The 17,927-nt window shown below is 67.4% G+C and carries 16 protein-coding genes, 1 tRNA gene and 1 pseudogene; 11 read left to right on the forward strand and 7 right to left on the reverse strand.

The genetic code is table 11. The annotated features are described in order from the left end of the window. Positions 1-136 precede the first annotated feature (136 nt). Positions 137-1,165 (reverse strand): magnesium chelatase ATPase subunit I, encoded by a 1,029-nt coding sequence (gene bchI, locus HRUBRA_RS13090; RefSeq protein WP_035517894.1) that lies wholly within the window; start codon positions 1,163-1,165, stop codon positions 137-139. Between the two features lie 236 nt (positions 1,166-1,401). Here bchI and HRUBRA_RS13095 point away from each other — a divergent pair, with 236 nt between their 5' ends. The 3 genes from HRUBRA_RS13095 (at position 1,402) to HRUBRA_RS13105 (ending at position 3,826) form a co-directional block, all read left to right on the forward strand. Then, entirely contained in the window at positions 1,402-2,292 is an 891-nt protein-coding gene (locus tag HRUBRA_RS13095; RefSeq protein WP_052094880.1) for an alpha/beta fold hydrolase, read from the forward strand. A gap of 40 nt (positions 2,293-2,332) precedes the next feature. Then, positions 2,333-3,646 (forward strand): DUF3422 domain-containing protein, encoded by a 1,314-nt coding sequence (locus HRUBRA_RS13100; RefSeq protein WP_052094883.1) that lies wholly within the window; start codon positions 2,333-2,335, stop codon positions 3,644-3,646. Between the two features lie 103 nt (positions 3,647-3,749). Further along, positions 3,750-3,826 (forward strand) — tRNA-Arg (locus HRUBRA_RS13105). Between the two features lie 157 nt (positions 3,827-3,983). On the opposite strand, the gene HRUBRA_RS13110 is transcribed toward HRUBRA_RS13105, so the two are convergent. Beyond that, positions 3,984-5,480, reverse strand: a complete 1,497-nt coding sequence (locus tag HRUBRA_RS13110) for an FAD-dependent oxidoreductase (RefSeq protein WP_084592658.1) — start codon at positions 5,478-5,480, stop codon at positions 3,984-3,986. Positions 5,481-5,967: 487 nt separating this feature from the next. On the opposite strand from HRUBRA_RS13110, the pseudogene HRUBRA_RS13115 reads away from it, so the two are divergent. Together HRUBRA_RS13115 and HRUBRA_RS13120 are read left to right on the forward strand one after the other, a co-directional pair. Continuing rightward, a pseudogene (locus tag HRUBRA_RS13115) lies at positions 5,968-6,339 on the forward strand (DUF3108 domain-containing protein); the annotation flags it as partial. 107 nt (positions 6,340-6,446) lie between these two features. Continuing rightward, the gene (locus HRUBRA_RS13120; protein ID WP_035517899.1) at positions 6,447-7,394 is read left to right on the forward strand and encodes a dienelactone hydrolase family protein; all 948 of its coding nucleotides are present in this window, start codon (positions 6,447-6,449) and stop codon (positions 7,392-7,394) included. Positions 7,395-7,412: 18 nt separating this feature from the next. On the opposite strand, the gene HRUBRA_RS13125 is transcribed toward HRUBRA_RS13120, so the two are convergent. From HRUBRA_RS13125 to HRUBRA_RS13135, 3 genes are read right to left on the reverse strand one after another with little or no spacing between them, the layout of a single operon-like run. Next, on the reverse strand, positions 7,413-8,633 hold the full coding sequence (locus tag HRUBRA_RS13125) for a NupC/NupG family nucleoside CNT transporter (protein ID WP_084592660.1): 1,221 nt from the start codon (positions 8,631-8,633) through the stop codon (positions 7,413-7,415). Then, on the reverse strand, positions 8,630-9,271 hold the full coding sequence (gene udk, locus HRUBRA_RS13130; RefSeq protein ID WP_035517900.1) for a uridine kinase: 642 nt from the start codon (positions 9,269-9,271) through the stop codon (positions 8,630-8,632). Before udk ends, HRUBRA_RS13125 begins: the two co-directional genes overlap by 4 nt. Before the next feature lie 58 nt (positions 9,272-9,329). Continuing rightward, positions 9,330-10,394 carry an SMP-30/gluconolactonase/LRE family protein gene (locus HRUBRA_RS13135; protein ID WP_035517901.1) on the reverse strand — a complete coding sequence of 355 codons (1,065 nt, stop codon included), beginning with the start codon at positions 10,392-10,394 and terminating at the stop codon, positions 9,330-9,332. A 341-nt stretch (positions 10,395-10,735) separates the two neighbouring features. On the opposite strand from HRUBRA_RS13135, the gene pufB reads away from it, so the two are divergent. From pufB to def, 5 genes are all read left to right on the forward strand, one after another. Next, positions 10,736-10,900: a light-harvesting antenna LH1, beta subunit gene (gene pufB / locus HRUBRA_RS13140; RefSeq protein WP_035517902.1), complete on the forward strand. Its 165-nt coding sequence runs from the start codon at positions 10,736-10,738 to the stop codon at positions 10,898-10,900. A 12-nt stretch (positions 10,901-10,912) separates the two neighbouring features. Beyond that, complete coding sequence (locus tag HRUBRA_RS13145) at positions 10,913-11,059, forward strand: light-harvesting protein (RefSeq protein ID WP_035517903.1); 147 nt, start codon at positions 10,913-10,915, stop codon at positions 11,057-11,059. A gap of 233 nt (positions 11,060-11,292) precedes the next feature. Continuing rightward, a complete protein-coding gene (locus tag HRUBRA_RS13150; protein WP_144244479.1) occupies positions 11,293-11,937 on the forward strand; it encodes a hypothetical protein in 645 nt (214 codons plus the stop codon). Positions 11,938-12,168: 231 nt separating this feature from the next. Further along, positions 12,169-13,629, forward strand: coding sequence for a BCD family MFS transporter (locus tag HRUBRA_RS13155; protein WP_084592661.1), 1,461 nt, complete (start codon positions 12,169-12,171; stop codon positions 13,627-13,629). 10 nt (positions 13,630-13,639) lie between these two features. Continuing rightward, on the forward strand, positions 13,640-14,125 hold the full coding sequence (def, locus tag HRUBRA_RS13160; RefSeq protein WP_035517906.1) for a peptide deformylase: 486 nt from the start codon (positions 13,640-13,642) through the stop codon (positions 14,123-14,125). Between the two features lie 25 nt (positions 14,126-14,150). On the opposite strand, the gene HRUBRA_RS13165 is transcribed toward def, so the two are convergent. Both HRUBRA_RS13165 and HRUBRA_RS13170 read right to left on the reverse strand, forming a co-directional pair. Then, positions 14,151-15,497, reverse strand: coding sequence for a spinster family MFS transporter (locus HRUBRA_RS13165; RefSeq protein ID WP_035517907.1), 1,347 nt, complete (start codon positions 15,495-15,497; stop codon positions 14,151-14,153). A 249-nt stretch (positions 15,498-15,746) separates the two neighbouring features. Then, on the reverse strand, positions 15,747-17,255 hold the full coding sequence (locus HRUBRA_RS13170; RefSeq protein WP_052094885.1) for an alpha/beta hydrolase: 1,509 nt from the start codon (positions 17,253-17,255) through the stop codon (positions 15,747-15,749). A gap of 59 nt (positions 17,256-17,314) precedes the next feature. Here HRUBRA_RS13170 and HRUBRA_RS13175 point away from each other — a divergent pair. After that, positions 17,315-17,927 (forward strand): MFS transporter (locus HRUBRA_RS13175; protein WP_035517908.1); only part of this gene is annotated, 613 nt, incomplete at its 3' end.

A 17,927-nucleotide genomic window follows, 5' to 3' on the forward strand; every position in this document is an offset into this window, starting at 1 on the left:
GGGCCGGGACAGGCGCGCAAGGCAACGCCACCGAGGCCCGCCGGGTCCACCGCGAGGAGCGCGGCGGCGCGCAGACCGTCCCGCCAGAGGGCCGCAAGAGCCGGGTCGGCGGCGACGGTGTTGGCGGCTCCGCCGTTCACGCGTCGAAGACTTCCTCGATGGCCCGGCCGACGCGCGCCCCCGAACCCGCCTCATCGAGCGGATCGCGGCGCAGGCGGTGTCTCAGCACCGAGGGTGCCACGGTGCGCAGATGCTGAGGCGTAACTGCCTCGGCACCCTCGAGAGCGGCCAGGGACCGGGCCGCCCGGATCAGCGTCAACTCGCCGCGCAGGCCATCCGTGCCGAGGGTCATGCACAGGTTGGCGGCTGTCTCGACAATCGCATCGGGCAGGTCAACCTGCTCAAGGTGGGCACGGGCATCCTGGATCTGCCGCCGCACCTTGCCTTCCTTGCGCTGGAAGCGCTTGATGAAAGCCGCCCGGTCACGCTCGAACTCATCGCGCAGGCGCACGATCTCCACCCGCGCCTTGAGCACCTGCGGGGTCGTCACCTCGACGGACAGGCCGAAGCGGTCCAGCAGCTGAGGCCGCAGTTCGCCCTCCTCCGGATTGCCGCTGCCCACGAGGACAAAACGGGCCGGGTGGCGAATGGAGAGACCCTCCCGCTCGACAACATTTTCGCCGGAAGCGGCGACATCGAGGAGGGCGTCGACGATGTGGTCCTCGAGGAGGTTCACCTCGTCGATGTAGAGAAAGCCACGGTGAGCCCGGGCAAGGAGGCCGGGCTCAAAAGCCTTCTCGCCGTCGCGCAGGGCGCGCTCGAGGTCCAGGGCGCCGATGACGCGGTCCTCCGTGGCGCCGAGGGGCAGGTCCACCACAGGCATGGGCTCTTTGCGGACCTTTTCACCGCCGTGGTGTTCGCCCGGGCGACACTGCGCACAGAGCCCCGGTCGCGGGCCCTCGGGATCACAGTTGTAGGGGCAGCCGGCCACTACCTCCATCTTCGGCATCAGCGCTGCGAGAGCACGGATGGCGGTGGACTTGCCCGTGCCCCGGTCGCCGAAAACGAGAACGCCACCGACGTCCTGGTCCACCGAGGCAATAAGAAGCGCGCGTTTCATCTCGTCCTGGGCGACGATGGCAGAGAAGGGGTAGGCAAGAGCCATGGCAGTTGGAATCCTTGTATCGCTTGCGGAGTTGGCGGCGGCCCGGCTTGAAACCCGGCCGCTCTCCTGAGTGCCCTCCACCTTTTAACGGCAGCGCCGCGGAAACTCAAGCTGACAGCGCAAGGGTGAAGGAAAAACTGACACAGGTCATCCGGCACCCGCCCCTGGCGCCCTCGGCGAGCGGTGGAGTCTGCTATCCTGCGGGGCTCACGCTCGACCTGTCCAGGTATTGCCCCATGGCGACACCGCTCCCCAAGGCGCTTGACGCGGAGCTTCACGATTGGCACAGCAGCGGCTGCGGCCGGCTGAGCTATTACAGCGACGCCCCTGATGCCGGCAGCGGCGGTAACGGCACACCGATCCTGCTGCTGCACAGCATCAATGCAGCGCCGAGCGCCTACGAGATGAAGCCGCTCTTCGAGCATTACCGGGGCCAGCGTCCCGTGTACGCGCTGGAGCTACCGGGCTTCGGCCAATCGGAGCGTCGCGACCGCCGCTACGATGCACAGTTGTTCGCCGATGCCATCAGCTCCTTCGTCGACGAGGTGATCGGCCGGCCGACGGATGTCGTCGCCCTGTCCACCACAGCGGAATTCGCCGCCCGCGGGAGCCTCGCCACGACAGCGATCCGCAGCCTGGTGCTCATCAGCCCCACGGGGCTCAGGGACCGCCCGCCCCCCGGACCCACGGCGCAGCGCAGGCTGATGCGCTTCTTCCAGCTGCCCGGTGTCGGCGCCGGCCTGTACCGCGCTCTCACCGTGAAGCCGAGCGTGCGCTACTTCCTCAACATGGGGTTTACCGGCAAGGCGCCTGAAGACCTCGTGAGCTATGCACACCGCACGACGCAGCAACCCGGGGCCCGCCACGCGCCCTTTTACTTCCTGTCGATGCAGCTGTTCACGGCGGACGCGGTCAATGCGCTGTACCGCCAGGTGAAGGTTCCGGTGCTCGTACTTTATGACGACGACCCGAATATCTCCTTCGAGCGGCTGCCCGAGGTCCTCGACGCCTGCCCCGACTGGCGTGCCGAACGCATCGAGCCAACGCTGGGCCTACCGCACTGGGAGCAGCCCGCTGCCACACAGGCGGCCATGGATGCCTTCTGGCATGATGTCGACGACGGCTGAGCGCCGCCGCAGCGATCAGAGCCGGAGAGAAGACGGGACCATGACCACAGAACAGCGGCTGAGCCTTGCCCCACAGCGCCAACAGCGCATCGCTCTATCCAACGAGTGGCACGCACGGCCCAGCCTGTCCCTGCCTGCGCCCTTCCGCTGCACCCACGTGGTAACGCTGCGCAGCGAGACCAGCCTCGAGCAGAGCCGCCGCAGCTTCGCCGCTTTCTGCGCCGATCACAGCCAGGGCCAGCCGGCGGCGGACAGCCGGCACCACTCGGTGCAGATCGGCTCCTGCCTGATCAAATGGGAGGGCCATACGGAAGCGACCAGCCACACCATCATGGTGCCCGGAAACGGCCAGCCTCCCTTTGCCGAGTCGGCCCTCGACTTCCTCGATACTGACAAGCGCGAAGAACTTGTTAGCGACATGTTCGTCGGAGTGAAAATCGAAGTGCTCGTGGCCGGCACCGGTGACGGCGAGGTGACCGTGGATTACGCCCGGTCGCTTCTCGGTGCCCGGCAGATCTACGGCGGCACCATGTCCGAGAGCGGCGCCGAGGTCTGGTCCGCCTTCCGCCACGACGCCGAAGGCTTCGTGCGCATCGTGATCATCGACCGGGGCATCAGCGAGGAGCGCCTGTCGCGGTTACTGCAGCGGCTGCTGGAAATGGAGACCTACCGCATGCTCGCCATGATGGCGCTGCCCCGGGCCCGGGGCGTCATGGCGGAGCTGGGCGAGCTGGAGCCGCAGCTCGACGAGGTCATGGGTCAGCTCGCCCGACGCCGGGACGAGAGCGCCCACGAGGAGTTGCTGCGCCGGATCACGGCCATCTCCGCCCAGGCGGAACACATCGCCGCCGCCAACGCCTACCGCTTCGCCGCAGCCCGGGCCTATGCGGGCATCGTCGAACGACGGATCAAAGAGTGCAACGAACAGCGCCTGGGCAGCTATCAGCGCTACTCCAATTTCCTTCTCAAGACGCTGCAGCCGGCCATGCGCACCTGCGATGCCGCCGAACAGCGCACGCATGAGGTAGCGGAGCGGGTCGCCCGGGCCGCCGGGCTCCTGGGCTCCATGGTCGACATGGTGCAGAAGAAGCAGAACCAGGCCATCCTCGAAACCATGGCCGAACGCGCAACCCTGCAGCTGCGCCTGCAGCAGGCGGTGGAAGGATTCTCCATCTTCGCCATCAGCTACTACGCCGTGGGCCTTATCGCCTATGGTCTGAAGTCGGCAAAAGCCCTCGGCGCGCCGATGAACCCGGAGGTGGCGACCGGCTTTGCCGCGCCGGCGGTCTTTGCGCTGGTCTGGCTCTCCGTACGCACGGTACGCCGGCGCCTGCACGGCGAGGGAAGGCCCTAGCCCGCGCCAGGGCGATCGCCCTCGCCGCGGCCGGCCTTCCTCTGTGCCTATTCAATAGCCGGCGATTCCGTTAGAATCGGCTCCCCTGCAAGGGGTATCCCGGCCGCCCGTAGCTCAGCTGGATAGAGCGCTGCCCTCCGGAGGCAGAGGCCAGAGGTTCGAATCCTCTCGGGCGGGCCAACAAAAAGGCGACAGCGCCTCTTAGTAGTACTTCTTGTCTCGCATTACGTCATGCTCTGCGCTGGAAAATCCAGCACGGGCCTCTACACGCCGATCGAAATGGCAAACAAGCTCATCGTAGCTTACCGGCACCGATGCCGGGGTTGCACGGCGAATGCTAGGCCTCCAGCAAAGGCGCCGACGCGCTGCCGAGGCGGGCGAGCAGCGCTTCCGCTGCGCTCAGTCCCGACCAGTGCGCCTGGCCGACCGTGCTGTTGGTCAGGTAGTCGCCGGCAAAGGCAAGGCGGGGCAACGGGCCCAGCTCCCGGAAGCGCTGCAGCGCAGCGATATAGCCCTTTGGACGCTTGCAGATCGCGTGCGGCTGGCGCGACACAAAGCTGTCGATAAGACGAGTGCCGGCAAGGGCCGGCACGGCCTCCTGCACATCCTGCCAGGCGATGCGCTGCAGCTCCGCATCGCTGGCCCCGGCGTGCTGCCGACAGCCCCAGTCCTTCCACTGCGAATGGGCAAAGGTGCGACCGTCGCCGAGGTCCGTGAAGCGCAGGTTGCCCGTGCGGCGGAAGCCATCCGCCGCCGGCAGCACGTAAGTGTCTGCCAGCTCACCCTTGGGCCGGTCCAACAGGTAATAGAAAATATGATGCCCCGCGTAATCGATCGCCTGAAAGAAGCTGCGACGCTCTTCATCAAGGCCCGGCAGCAGCCCGGCGACTCGGTTTCCCGGCACGGCGACCACGGCGGCCTGCGCCTCCAGCGTGCCGCCCCGCTCCAGTTCCACGGTAACGCCGTTCTCACGGTAATGCAGCGCTGCCACCGGCTCTGCCAGACGCAGCTCGGTGCCCGGGTCCGCTTCGAGGTAACGGGCGAGCTCCCAGGTGAGACGGCCTGCACCGCGCTCGCGATAGCTCCACATGCTGTTGCCGGAGCCGGACCAGGACATGCGCCCGGTGAAACTCCAGGCCGTCCAGGCAAGGGAATAGTCGTCTTCCCCGTAGCCACAGAACATGCCCATGGTGGGCTCGAGGTAATAGTCGACAAAGGTGGGGGAGTAGCGGCGGAAGTACTCACAGGCATTCACATCATCAAGGGCGACGGCGCTGGTGATGTCCCGGGGGTCACCGAGGAGGGCCTGGCGCAGGAGCGGCGGCAGGGTCGCCAGCAGCTTGAGCTTTTCTGTCCCGGGAATAAGGGGGTGCGTGGCCGCTGCGGCGAGATCGAAGGCACCGAAGTCGATGAGCTCCGAACGGTTCACCAGCATATTCCAGCTGTGGGCGGCGGTAAGGTCCAGGAGTTGCTCGGGGCGGTAGGCGTCGAGTTTCCGCGCCAGGGTGATGAGGTTGCTCTCAGCGCCGAGGAAGGCGAAGGCCCCGGTCACCGCCCAGAGGCCGTGCCAGGAGACGGAACGGCAGCGCCCTCCGGCCTCCGCATCGCGCTCGAGGAGCACCACGGCATGGCCCGCCTCGCGCAGCCGCAGCGCCGCGCCGAGGCCCGCAATGCCGCCGCCGACAACGATCACCGTCGGCCGCCATGGGGGAGGCAGCTGCCCGAGGGGCGCCGTGTCGGCGTGCGCAAGCCCCGAGAGCGCAAGGGCGCTCCCGGCGCCGGACAATTTCAGGAAGTGACGGCGGTCAAGGTGGCCAGGATCTTTGCTTATCATTAGGGAGGCTCCGGCAGGCTGTGATGCCCGGGGACTGCCCGGGCGCGCTGCAAACTGTAGCTGCAAGGGGCAGAATACGTCCAACCTGCGGCTGCGGGGGCTCCCCGGCAGGCGGTGGCGGGCACGCCTGCTGCCGGCGGGGCGGCACACTGATTATACTGGTCGAGCGGCAGGACAGATGAGGTAACCCGTGCCAGCCAGCCTTCCCTTGCTCCATGCCCCGGTTTCCCGGCGCTCCGCTCGCGGCCTCGCTGTGGCACTTTGCCTGCTCGCCACCACCGGCCCTGCGGGCAACGTCCTCGCTGCGGACGCTGACGAGCTCCTCGCGCCCTTCAGCGCCGAATACCGCGTGCGCTTCAGCGCCCTGCCCTTCAGTGCCCGGGCAACGCGTAGCCTCGCCCGCGAAGGAGAAGGCTGGCTGTTCCGCTCGGTCATCGATGCCCGGCTGCTGTCCCTGCGTCAGGAAGCGGTCCTCGCCAGCGACCCGGTGCTACGAGCGCTGGAATATCGCTATCGCCAGGGTGGCCTCGCCCGCCGGCGTGAGCGCGTGGTCACCTTTGATCGGGACGCCGGGCTTGTGCGCCGCAGCGGCGACAAGGAAAGGGAGCACCCGCTGATCGAGCCGGCCTGGGATCCTCTCGGCTGGCAACTTGCCCTGCGGCGGGACCTCGTCCGGGATCACCCCGCGCTGGCCGCACGCTATGAATACCGTGTCAGCGATGGCGGCGACTACGAAAACTACAGCTTCACGCCCGGGCTCCGGGAGACCGTGACCGTGCCGGCCGGTACCTTCGAGGCGCTGCGTCTGGAGCGCGCCCCTGTTCCCGAGGGCGAGGAAGCGACACGTCTCTGGCTCGACCCCGGGCAGGATTACCTGCTCCTGCGCATGGAACTGGTCGATGAGGACGGGCGCGAACTCACCGTGACCCTGGAGACTCCCCCGGACCCCGCTGCGGCGGAGAAACCGTGAGAACCTTCGGCCACCTGCTCCGTACCGCCGCCCTCACGCTGGTACTGCTGCTCCTTGGTGCCGGGGCCTTCCTCGGCTACCTCCTGGCGGTGGCGGCACCGGAGCCGGACTACCGGGACCGCCAGGGCAAGCTTGCCAGTGCAGAGGAGCTGGCCGGCTACCGCTTCGAAGACAGCCGCATTGAAGAGCTGCGGCTCACCTCCTCAAGCGGCGTACGCTTCGAGATTGCGCTGCGCATTCCCGATGAGCCGCTCCCCGGCAGGCCCCTGGTGCTGCTCCTCGCCGGCAACGAGACCGGGCGCAAGGCGGCGACGCTCATCCGCAACCCCGGCGGCGTCGCCATTGCCGCTCTCAGCTACCCCTTCGCCGAGATTCCCTACCGACGCTGGCTGCCGCTCCTGGCGGCGCTGCCGGACATCCAGCGCGGCATCCTCGATACGCCCGCCGCGGTACTCCTCGCCCTCGACTACCTGCTGGCCCGACCGGATCTGGCCCCGGAACAGGTAGAGCTGGCAGGCGTCAGTTTCGGTGCCTACCTCGTCGCCGTGCCGGCAACTCTGGATCCGCGGGTGGACCGACTCTGGCTGATCCACGGCTCCGGCCGACCCGGCGAGGTTATCGAGTACGGTCTTCAGGGACGGCTGCCCACGCCCTGGCTGCGCAGCGGCATCGGCGGGCTGCTCGCGCGTATCGCCGGCGCCGAGCACCTGTCCCCGGAGCGCTGGGTGCGCCGCTATGGGGCCCGGCAGCTGGTGGTGATCAATGCGGACGCAGACGAATCCATCCCCGCCCGCGCTATCGCCGCCCTGCACGAAGCCGTGCCCGGCGGCACGGAAATCCTCTGGACACCGGGCGACCACGTCCACCCGAAACGTCCGGAGATCATGGACCTGCTCTCAGCGATGATCCGCGAACGGGTCTATGCAGCGGCCGGGGGCAGCTAGGGTCCTGCTCCGGGTACCTCAGCTCAGCGCAAGGAAGAACCCGGCAATGGCGGCGCTCATGAGGTTGGCCATGAAGCCGGCAAACACAGCGCGCAGGCCGAGCTGGGCCACCTCGGCCCGGCGCGACGGCGCCAGGGTGCCGATACCGCCGAGGAGAATGGCAATGGAGGAGAAATTGGCAAAGCCGCAGAGCGCAAAGGAGACCACGGCCTGGGCATGGGCACCGAGCGCGGCCTTGTCCTCGGAGAAGGCCGCGTAGGCCACGAATTCGTTGAGCACGAGCTTCTGACCGATGAGGTTGCCGGCAACCACGGCCTCATCCCAGGGCACGCCGAGAAGAAAGGCCAGCGGCCGGAACAGCGTACCGAGCACCAGCTCCAGCGACAGGCCCTGCAGCCCCACCAGCCCCCCCGCCCAGCCGAGGAGACCGTTCAGCAGGGCGATCAGTCCGATGAAAGCCAACAGCATGGCACCGATGTTCACGGCCAGCGAAAGGCCACTGCTGGCACCGGCCGCCGCCGCGTCGATAACATTCACGTGCGGCTCCACCTGCGGCGCCGCCTCGCCGTCGCCCAGCCGTGCCGGCTCCGTCTCCGGCACCAGCAGCTTGGCCATGAGCAACCCCCCGGGTGCGGCCATGAAGCTCGCAGCCAGCAGGTAGCGCAGCTCCACCCCGAGGGCCACATAGCCGGCGAGCACGGAGCCGGCCACCGTGGCCATGCCCCCGACCATCACCGCGAACAGCTCGGAACGGGTCATGACCGGCAGGTACGGCCGGATGACCAGCGGTGCCTCGGTCTGACTGACGAAGATGTTGGCAGTGGCTGACAGCGATTCGGCCCGGCTGGTGCCGAGCACCCGGCGCAGGGCCCCGCCGAGGAGGCGGATCACCCAGCCCATGATGCCGAGGTAGTAGAGCACGGCCACCAGCGACGAAAAGAAAATGATCACCGGCAGCACGTGGAACGCGAAGACGAAACCGAGCTCGAAGCGCCCGATGTCGCCGAAGACAAAATCGATGCCGGCCTGAGCGTAGCCGAGCACACCCGCCACGGCACTGGACAGGGCCTCAAGGACCCGGCGTCCGGCGGGCACGTAGAGGACCAGGCCGCCGATAGCCACCTGCAGCGCGAAGGCGCCGGCCACCGTGCGCCAGTTGATGCGGCTGCGCGTCGACGAGGCGGCCCAGCCCAACGCGATGAGGAGGGCCATACTGCCCAGGGACAGGAGGGCCGTCACCGGCTGCCGTCGCCCTGGGCGTGGGTCTGTACCAGGCGCCGCACGACATCCACCGCCACACTGTTGCGCCCGCCGCCGGTGATGACCATGTCCGCATGGCGTGCGCTCGGCCGGATGAACTCGTGGTACATAGGCCGCACGGACTGCTCGTACTGGCGGGTGATGGACTCCAGGGTGCGGCCCCGGGTGGCCATGTCGCGCTCGATACGACGCAGGAGGCAGAGGTCCAGGGGGGTATCAACGTAAAAGCGGATGTCGAAAAGACCGCGCAGGTCCGGGTCCGCCAGCAGCAGGATGCCCTCCACCAGGATCACCGGCGCCGGCGCCACTTCCCGTGTCTGCGGCGAGCGGGTATGGCGCGCATAATCATAGACGGGCACCGCCACCGGACGCCCGGCGCGCAGCGCCTTGAGGTGCTCGCAGAGCAGCGCCTGCTCCAGGGCGTCCGGGTGGTCGTAGTTCACCTGCTCGCGCTGTGCCGGAGGCAGGGATGACTGGTCCCGGTAGTAGGCGTCCTCCGCAATCACGGACAGGCTGAGACCCGGTATCGCCTGGCGCACGGCCTGCACCAGGGTCTGGGCGAACAGCGACTTGCCCGAGCCGGAGGGGCCGGCGATGGCGATGATGCAGGGCGTCACGGCAGCGGCTCTCCTTGCACGGGCCCGGTACAGCATAGCACCGGCGGCAGCGGCGCCCTCACAGCCCCGTCGCCGCCAGCGGCACCCGCAGCACCCGGTCACCGACGTAGGAACCGATCCACAGACTGCCGGCGGCCTCCACGGCGACCGTACCTGCACCCATGGGCGGGCCCTCGTGCTCGAACACGGTCTCTTTGGCCAGGGTCTCCGGGTCCACGGCAATGATCGAGAAGGGCAACAGGCTGACCGCATCCCGGGGCTGGCGCACCGAGCGCACGAGCCCGATCAACCCGGCCTGGTGCGAGGCAACGAGCAGACGGCCATCATCTGCCCAGCTGGCGTTGTCCGGCTTTTCCAGCGCGACCTCGCCCAGACGCTCGCCGGTGGCGAGGTCGATCTTGCGCATGCGGTTGGCCAGGTACTCGTTGAGGTACAGCGCCGAGCCATCGCGTGAGACCGTGACGCCGTTCGGATAGCGGCTCGCGGTGCCCGGCACCTCGCTGAACCCGGCGGCCGGGTCCCAGCGGTAAACGAAGCCCGTGTCCCGGCCCAGCACCGCAAGCAGAAAGGAGCGCACCTCGGCGCTGCGCGGCGCCATGTGGCTGGCAACAAAGCCCCCCGCCGGCAGCGCCGCCACATCATTGAGGTAAGCCTCCGGCGGCGCCTCCACACAGCCGCGCCAGGCCAGCTGCGGCGGACCGGCCGCCCCCGGGGTCAGCTCGAAAAACTCTACGGACTCCCGGCCCGCATGGTTGACCGCCAGTAACTGCCAGCGGCCGTCGGCGCGGCGCGCAAGATCAAGGCCGTGAAGATGCAGGGCCCCGCTCAGGGCCGGGCAGGCCGGATCGCCCCAGCCTGCCGCCGGAGCGGCCACCGGTGCCACCGCCTCGGCGCGGCCGGTTTCCGTCGCAAGCAACACAAGCCCGCCCGGATCGCCCATCTGCCCCGTGACCAGGTAGCGTCCACCGGGCGCCAGGACAAGATCCTCGGGGCCGACAAGGCCGCAGACAGGCACCAGCCCATCGACAGCCTCACAGGGCAAGGCACCACCGGCGCGGGCATCGGGCTGAGCGAGCGCGAAGAACAGGCAGACCGCCAGCAGGCAGCGCAGGAGGGTGGGCATGGGGGGTGCTCCTTGTAGGGAACTGATTGTGCTGTGCTTGCTGTCTCGGCGTCACGTGCTGCGCAAGACAGGCCCGGCGCGATCATTGTAAGGGGTGAACAGGCCCCGATCGAGCTGAACCTTGACGAGTGTCAATTTAAATTGACAGATTAAAACGACAAGTGTTGTTGACACTTTGCCAGAGCGTTGCTAACTTGATCCGTAGCCGGGACAGGTTCTTCAGACGAAAAGAAGAACCGGCTGTGGCGTTCGGTTGATTGTTTCGACCGGGCTCTCCTGCTCAAGCGGGGTAGCACGAGGCTAACTTCAGGTTCAGACCGCTATATTGAGGGAGACAACATATGGCAACTGATATCAACGATCCCGATCGTGTATGGCCGACTGGCCTGACGATCAAAGAGTCCGAAGAGCTGCACAAGCACGTCATTGACGGTGCTCGCGTGTTCTTCGCCATCGCGGTACTCGCGCACATTCTCGCGGCCGTACTCACGCCGTGGCTCGGCTAAGGAGGAGAAACCATGAACCAAGGAAGAATCTGGTGCGTCGTTAATCCGACGATTGGTCTGCCGCTGTTCCTGGGATCAGTAGCAATCATCTCGATGCTGGTCCACCACGCGGTGCTCAACAACACGTCCTACATGGCGGCATTTTTTGCCGGCAGCTAACGGGCTAGTTGTTACCGCGAGTAATCGCGGTCTTTCGGGGGGCGCCTGGTCGCCCCCCGCCTCACGCCGGCAGCGCCTTACCGTGGGCCGCCAGCGCCGAGGGGAGGTAAACACGGTACAATAGAATTCATCGCCGGCAACCTGCCGGCGAAAACGGCCGCGTGTCGGGGGATACGCGCTGTCGCGAGGCCCTAGGTCCCCATCACTGTTTCTGGAGGTCCACCATGAAACCTGTGGCACGAATTTTCGAAAGCGGAGATCAGGCTCGCGACGCCGCGAAAAAGCTTGAGGCCGCCGGCTACGACGGCGACAAGATCTTCGTCATGGCAACGGCGCGAGCGCCGGCACCCACACCCGCACAGGAAGACGCCGGCGACACCGATGCACCGGCACCCGCCGCGGCCGCAAGCACGGCCATCAGCGCCGAGGCGCTGGTCGAGAAGGTCAGCGCTGCCGGCGAGCTGGAAATCACCCGCGCCATTCTCTGCAGCCGGGCTCTTGCCGAAGGCAAGGCGCTGGTAGTGGTGGGCGCGCCCTACGGTTACCTCGTTCTGGCGAACCAGATCATGGATGGCTGCGGCGCCGCACCGGCGGAAGTGCTGAACACCGCCAAGCCGGACAACCCGTCACCTTTTTCTGACTTCATCGGCATGCCCTGCCTGGAGCGCGGCCTGAGCTTCCTCTCCGGAGACAACCCGCTGAAGGACTCCAACTGGACGCTGTTTCCAGTGAAGCTGAAGAATGGCCCGACCATCGGCGGCAACCTGATCGACAAGCCCGACTGGCTGTCTTCAAAGATCGGCATGAAGACCCTGTCCAAGGAAAAGCCCTGGCGGACGAGCTTCGGTTTCAAGCTGCTGAGTAACCAGCAGGACTGAACCCGCCCACCCGGCGGGCCAGAAACCCGGTCGAGGTTGCTCGACCGGGTTTTTTTATGGCTCAGCGCCCCACTCACCGACGATTGATGCACCGCAAAGTAAGATCATCTAGACACCACACAGTGACAAGCTGGCTTGACACCTGCCTGCCGCCATTGCTAGCCTCTGCAGACGATAAAGGGAAGGTGCCTCCGGCGCTGACCCGTCAGTTCTGAAGATCGCGGAGCGCGAATGAGCCAGTTCGGCCGCAAAATCATGCGCGCGTGGGCGGAAGCGGGCACGCGTTACATGCCCTTTGCCGACGTCACCACGCCGGACCTGCCCCTGTCCAAACTCCTGCGCCTGTCTCTGTTCCAGGTGTCCGTTGGCATGGCGCTGGTCCTGCTGGTCGGTACGCTGAACCGGGTGATGATTGTCGAGCTCGACGTGCCCGCCTCCCTCGTGGGCATCATGCTGGCGCTGCCCCTGGCCTTCGCCCCCTTCCGCGCCCTTATCGGCCATCGCTCCGACACGCACACGTGCGAACTCGGCTGGCGCCGGGTGCCCTTCATGTGGAACGGCACCCTGGCGCAGTTCGGTGGTTTCACCATTATGCCCTTCGCAATCCTCGTCCTTGCCGGGCAGGGCGAGGCCGCCACAGCCCCGGTCTGGATCGGCTACATTTCCGCGGCTCTCGCCTTCCTGCTCGTGGGCGCCGGAGTGCACATCACCCAGACCGCCGGCCTGGCGCTGGCCACAGACCTGACCCCCCAGGAATCTCACGCCAAGGTCGTCGGGCTCATGTACGTCATGCAGCTGCTGGGCATGATTGTGACAGCGCTGCTCTTCGGTGCCGCCCTGGCGGACTTTTCCCCGGGCCGGCTGATCCAGGTCATCCAGGGCGCAGCAGTGGCGACGGTGGCACTGAACATCATCTCTCTCTGGAAGCAGGAAACCCGACGCCCGCCCCGGGGTGCGGCCGCCCTCCAGGAAGACCCGGGCTTTGCCGAATCCTGGGCCAAGTTCTGCGAGGGCAGCAGCGCGATCCTGCGGCTGACAATCGTCGGCCTCGGCACCATCGCCTTCAACATGGCCGACGTGCTTCTGGAGCCCTTCGGCGGCGAGGTACTCGGGCTCTCGGTGAGCTACACGACCAGACTGACCGCCCTTTTCGCGATTGGCGGCCTGACCGGCTTTGCCGCTGCCGTATGGATCGCCCAGCGCGGCATGGAGGCTTACGCGGTGGCCCGCGCCGGCGCCCTCATCGGGCTGCCCGCCTTCGTGCTGGTGCTGGCATCGGTACCGACGGCCATGCTGCCGTTTTTCCTGGTGGGTAACTTCCTCATCGGCTTCGGCGGCGCACTCTTCGCCCACGGCACCCTCACCGCGACCATGAGCCGGGCGCCTGCGTCACAGGCCGGCCTCGCCCTGGGCGCCTGGGGGGCCGTGCAGGCCACCGCTGCAGGCCTGGCCCTGGCCTTTGCCGGCACGATTCGCGATATCTCAACAGCCGCGCTCTCCGGCGCCACCCTGCCCTGGGGCTTCAGTGGCGCCGCGGCCGGCTACGCTATCGTCTACGCCATCGAGCTTGCCCTGCTCGTCCTGACCATCATCGCGACCATCCCGCTGCTGCGCCATGCCCGCGCCGCGGTCCGGACGGAGCGCGCACCGGTCGCCGAAGCTGCCCTGGCGGCGCGCGGCGGCACCGGCTGAGGAACCCGTCATGGCCCAGCTAGCTGTTCTCGAATACCCCGATCCGCGCCTGAACACACCCTGCGCTCCGGTCACCGATTTCGGCTCCGACGTGGCGGAGCTTGCCGCCAGCCTGCTCGATACGCTTTACGGCAGCACCGGCATCGCGCTCTCCGCACCGCAGGTCGGCGACCTGCGGCAAGTACTGGTCATGGATCTGTCCGGGGACCAGTCGGCCCCGGAGGTTTACCTCAACCCGGAGATCCTGGCGCGGAAGAAACCCGGACTCGTGGAAGAGAGCTGCCTCTCGGTGCCAGGCATTGTCGGCAATGTCGTGCGCCACACGCAGCTGCGCCTGCGCGCCCGCGACATCCACGGCGAGACCATCGAGAAGGAACTGTCAGGCATGCACGCGGTCGCCCTGCAGCACGAGCTGGACCACCTCAACGGCAAGCTGTTCATCGAGCGCCTGTCCTGGCTCCGTCGCCTGCGCCTGAAGCTCGCCGGCGCCGCCTGACTCGCCCGCAATAAGCGGGACCAGTTCAGGAGACAGTACTCTGGCTGTCAAGCAGCGCCCGGTAGGGTGCAAGGGCCCGGCCGACCAAAAACAGTCCTGCCACCGACACTGCAACCCCGACCACGGCGAGAGACTTGCCCACCGCGGCGGGGTCACCGAACAGGTAGTCGGTTGCCAGCGCGACCAGGCTCGGGCCCAGCGCTAGACCGATGACATTGGTCGTTACCACGTAGGCGCCGACCAGGACACCCCGCATCTGGTTAGGCGTCGCGTTCTGCAAAGCAGTGGCGATGAGAGCCAACGGCAGCGGGACGAGGTAGCTGACCAGAGCGATACAAGCCAGAGCCATGGGCGCGGTCGGGGCAACGGCCAGGGCGGCCAGACCCGGCCCTATGAGCGCCAGGACCAACACGCAGACACGAAGCTGATAGTCACGGTACCCCAGACGCTCGAGATAGCGACCGGCGAAAGGACCGGATAGTACCCCCAACGATCCAGCAATCAACGCTATGGACCCGTATTGGGTGCCAGCCTCCCCGAGGCTCATGCCATGGACCCGCAACAGGTAAGTTGGCACCCACGCCTGCAGTCCGTAAAGCACCAGGACAATGCAAGGCACGCCAACGAGAAGCGCGACGTACACACGGTGATGCGCCCCCACCCAGGCAAGGATGTCCGGGAAGCTTGCAGCCTCCGGCACGGCGCCTGCGCTGAGACCCTTGCGGGAGGGTTCAGGGACCAACATCAACAGCGCTGTCAGGATAACGCCCGGGGCAGCCACGGCGAAGAAAGTCGCCTGCCAGGGTGCAAGCATGCCGACGATCGGAAACTCGATCGGTCCGGTACCGGCCAGGCCGTCCATCACTAGGCCGCCGGCGATCATGGCGATACCCACCCCGAGGTAGGGGCCCATGAGAAAGACGCTGAACGGCAGGCTGCGTCGGTCCGGCGGGAAATAGTCGGCAAGCAACGACCACGCCGCAGGCGTCAGGGTTGCCTCGCCCACCCCGACCCCGGCCCGGGCGACGAAAAGGCCCGTGAAACCCCGGGCCATGCCGCAAGCCGCTGTCGCAAAGCTCCAGAAGGCCACACCACAGGCAATGATCGAAGTGCGCCGCCGCGTGTCCACGAGGCGGCCTATGGGAATGGACAGCAGGACATAGGTGGCGACAAAGCCCAGCCCCTGAAGCAGGCTGACCTGCGTGTCGCTGAGGTCGAGGTCCTGCTGGATCGGCCCGACCAGGAGGTTCAGGATCTGTCGATCGACAAAGGAGAAGACGAAGACCACTGTCAGCAGGAGCGTCACGCCCCAGGCGCGGCGGGGGCTGGGGTAATCGGCTCTGGTATTCGCTGTGGCGGCTGAACTCATCATTCACCGGAATCCTCGGTAATGAGGCGCATCATGACCTCACGTGTCGCTTGAGCTGGCATGTATCTGCATCTGCCTGCCGGTGTTATGTTTGTACTCGCGGAGCCAGCGGAAACTGCAGCAGATTCTTGCTCGTGTCAAGCAAGTTTACAATCGGGCCTCCAGGTGCGGAACGGGCCATAGGTGCACGGGGCAAGTAGCGCCCGGGCTGGCAGCCCCTGTCGATGCGAGCGAGCTCTTCGGTATCACGGGTCAGAAGCTCCCGGCAAACAACGGAAAGCTCACCCCCAGGGCCCAGGCGAGCGCCAGCCCGAGACCAACCCCGGCCCCGAGCGGACCGGCACGCTGGGCGACCCAACGGCCCATAAGGCCGTGCACGCAGAAAAACAGCAGCACCACCGGCAGCACCAGCAGCACAAAGCCCAGCCGTTCCCGATCGATGAGCGCCGCCAGCGCCAGGGAAACCAGCAGGCCCAGACGCGCCAGCAGGCGCCGCCACAGCGGGCCATGCCCTGCATCCGTCGCCACGGCGTCCGCCACCAGGAAGAGCACGGCGCCGGGGGCGAGCGCGGCGATGACCGCCCAGCGATCACCGCTGGGCAGGAAGCTCGCTCCGTAGCGATCCAGGGCGAGCCCGAAGAGACCAATGCCCCAGAGCAGCAGCAGAGCAACGGCGCGACCACTCGCCCGGCTGCCGGCGAACGGTGAGCGCCCGAGCACAGCCAGCTGTACAAGGCCGTAGAGAGCCAGATGCAGCGCCAGGTAATCGGCCACCAGCACCGGCAGGAAAGGACGGTAGACGAACACGGCAGCCAGCGGCACCAGCAGAGCAGGTGTCAGCACGGCGAACAGAAAGCGTCGGGAGGAAGCGCGCGCCGGGGGTGGCAGCGGCGCGGGCAGCCAGCCCGCCACAGGGCGGAACGCAAGAACGATAGCGACGAGCAGGACCAGGGTCCATAGACCCGTGGGACGGACAGCCGGGCTGCCGTCGCGGTCGAAGACGCCATTCAGCCAGCGGGTCGTCTCTTCAAGGGTGGTTGTGCTGTACAGCACCCCGAGGTGCTCCCGCTCCGGCGCCACCGCCGCGCGTCGGCGCACCGGGCCGGCGCCCACGGTCTCGTTCTCCCGGGCGTCGGCGGCGACCTGCCGCGCGGCCTCCAGCGCCACCGTGCGCAGGCGTCCCTCCCACTCGCCACTGACCATGAGGAGCTGCTGCGGCGCATCCACCGTCATGGCCTCGGAAAACATGGAGATGGCGACCACCGCAGCGACCCGCGGCTCTGCCAGCGCCGCGCGCACCACGACATCACTGGCCATGGAGTGCCCCAGCAGCGCCACCCGGCCATCACTTTCCGGCAGGGCGAGCCCGGCCTCGACCACCCGCTGTACTTCCTCCACCAGCAGCCGCGTCGTGCCATCGATGGCCGTGACGTCTCCGGCCATGGGCAGGGGGCTGCGCCCATGGCCCTCGGAGTCATAAGCCACCACGGTGTAGCCGGCCCGGGCGAGATGATAGGACAGCGCCTGCATGAGCTGCCGCGAGCCGGCAAAGCCATGGGCCACAACGACCAGTGGCGCCGGGGCCGCATCCGGCCCCGGCGTATATACGGTCGCCGGCGTGCCATCGGCCGTCAGCGGGCGTACCTCCACGCCACGGCGGGCCTCCTCGAGATGCCAGAGTGCGGCCAGCGCGAGGGCGAGGGCCAGCAGCAGCCAGGCAACGGGGTGACGACGGCGCCCGAGGCGGTTCAGAAGCTTCATCCGGCGATTGTAGCGGCGGCCTGCGTTATAGTGGCAGCTTCTTTTTTACCGGATAGCCCGTGACCCGCCACGCCGATGCCCCCGGCGAGCGCCGTTCTGCGTTTGCGGAACCGCGCTTTGCCCGCTATTTTCCCTCCAGCCTCTTCTCCACGCTGGGCAGCTGGATCGTGCGCTTCCTCGTCGGCTGGAGCGCCTGGTCGCTCACCGGCAGCGCCTTCTGGGTGGGTGCCGTCGCCGGGCTCATGCTGGCGCCTACTTTCCTGCTGTCGCCGCTCTTCGGCATTGTTGCGGACCGGATCAACCCCCGTAACGGCATCATGGCCACCCTTGCAGCCCACGCCCTCATCGCCCTGGCGGCCGGCGCCGCCGAGGCCATGGCGCTGCTGACATTGCCGATGCTGCTGGTACTCGCGACGACGCTCGGCGCCGCCACGGCGGCGCATACGCCCATCCGGCTGGCGCTTGTCCCGCGGCTGGTCGGTCGCAACGCGCTGCCTAGCGCCATCGGCATCTCGGCCATGACCTTCAACACCGCGCGCATCCTCGGTCCCGCCGCCGGCGCCTGGCTCATCGCCCATTTTTCTGTGGCCACCGCCTACACGGTAGCCGGTCTGCTGTTCGCCGGCGCCCTGCCGGTGCTCGCTTCCCTGCGCGACGTGGACGCTCCGCCGC

It is taken from the genome of Pseudohaliea rubra DSM 19751, from assembly GCF_000764025.1.
Classification (GTDB): Bacteria; Pseudomonadota; Gammaproteobacteria; order Pseudomonadales; family Halieaceae; genus Pseudohaliea; species Pseudohaliea rubra.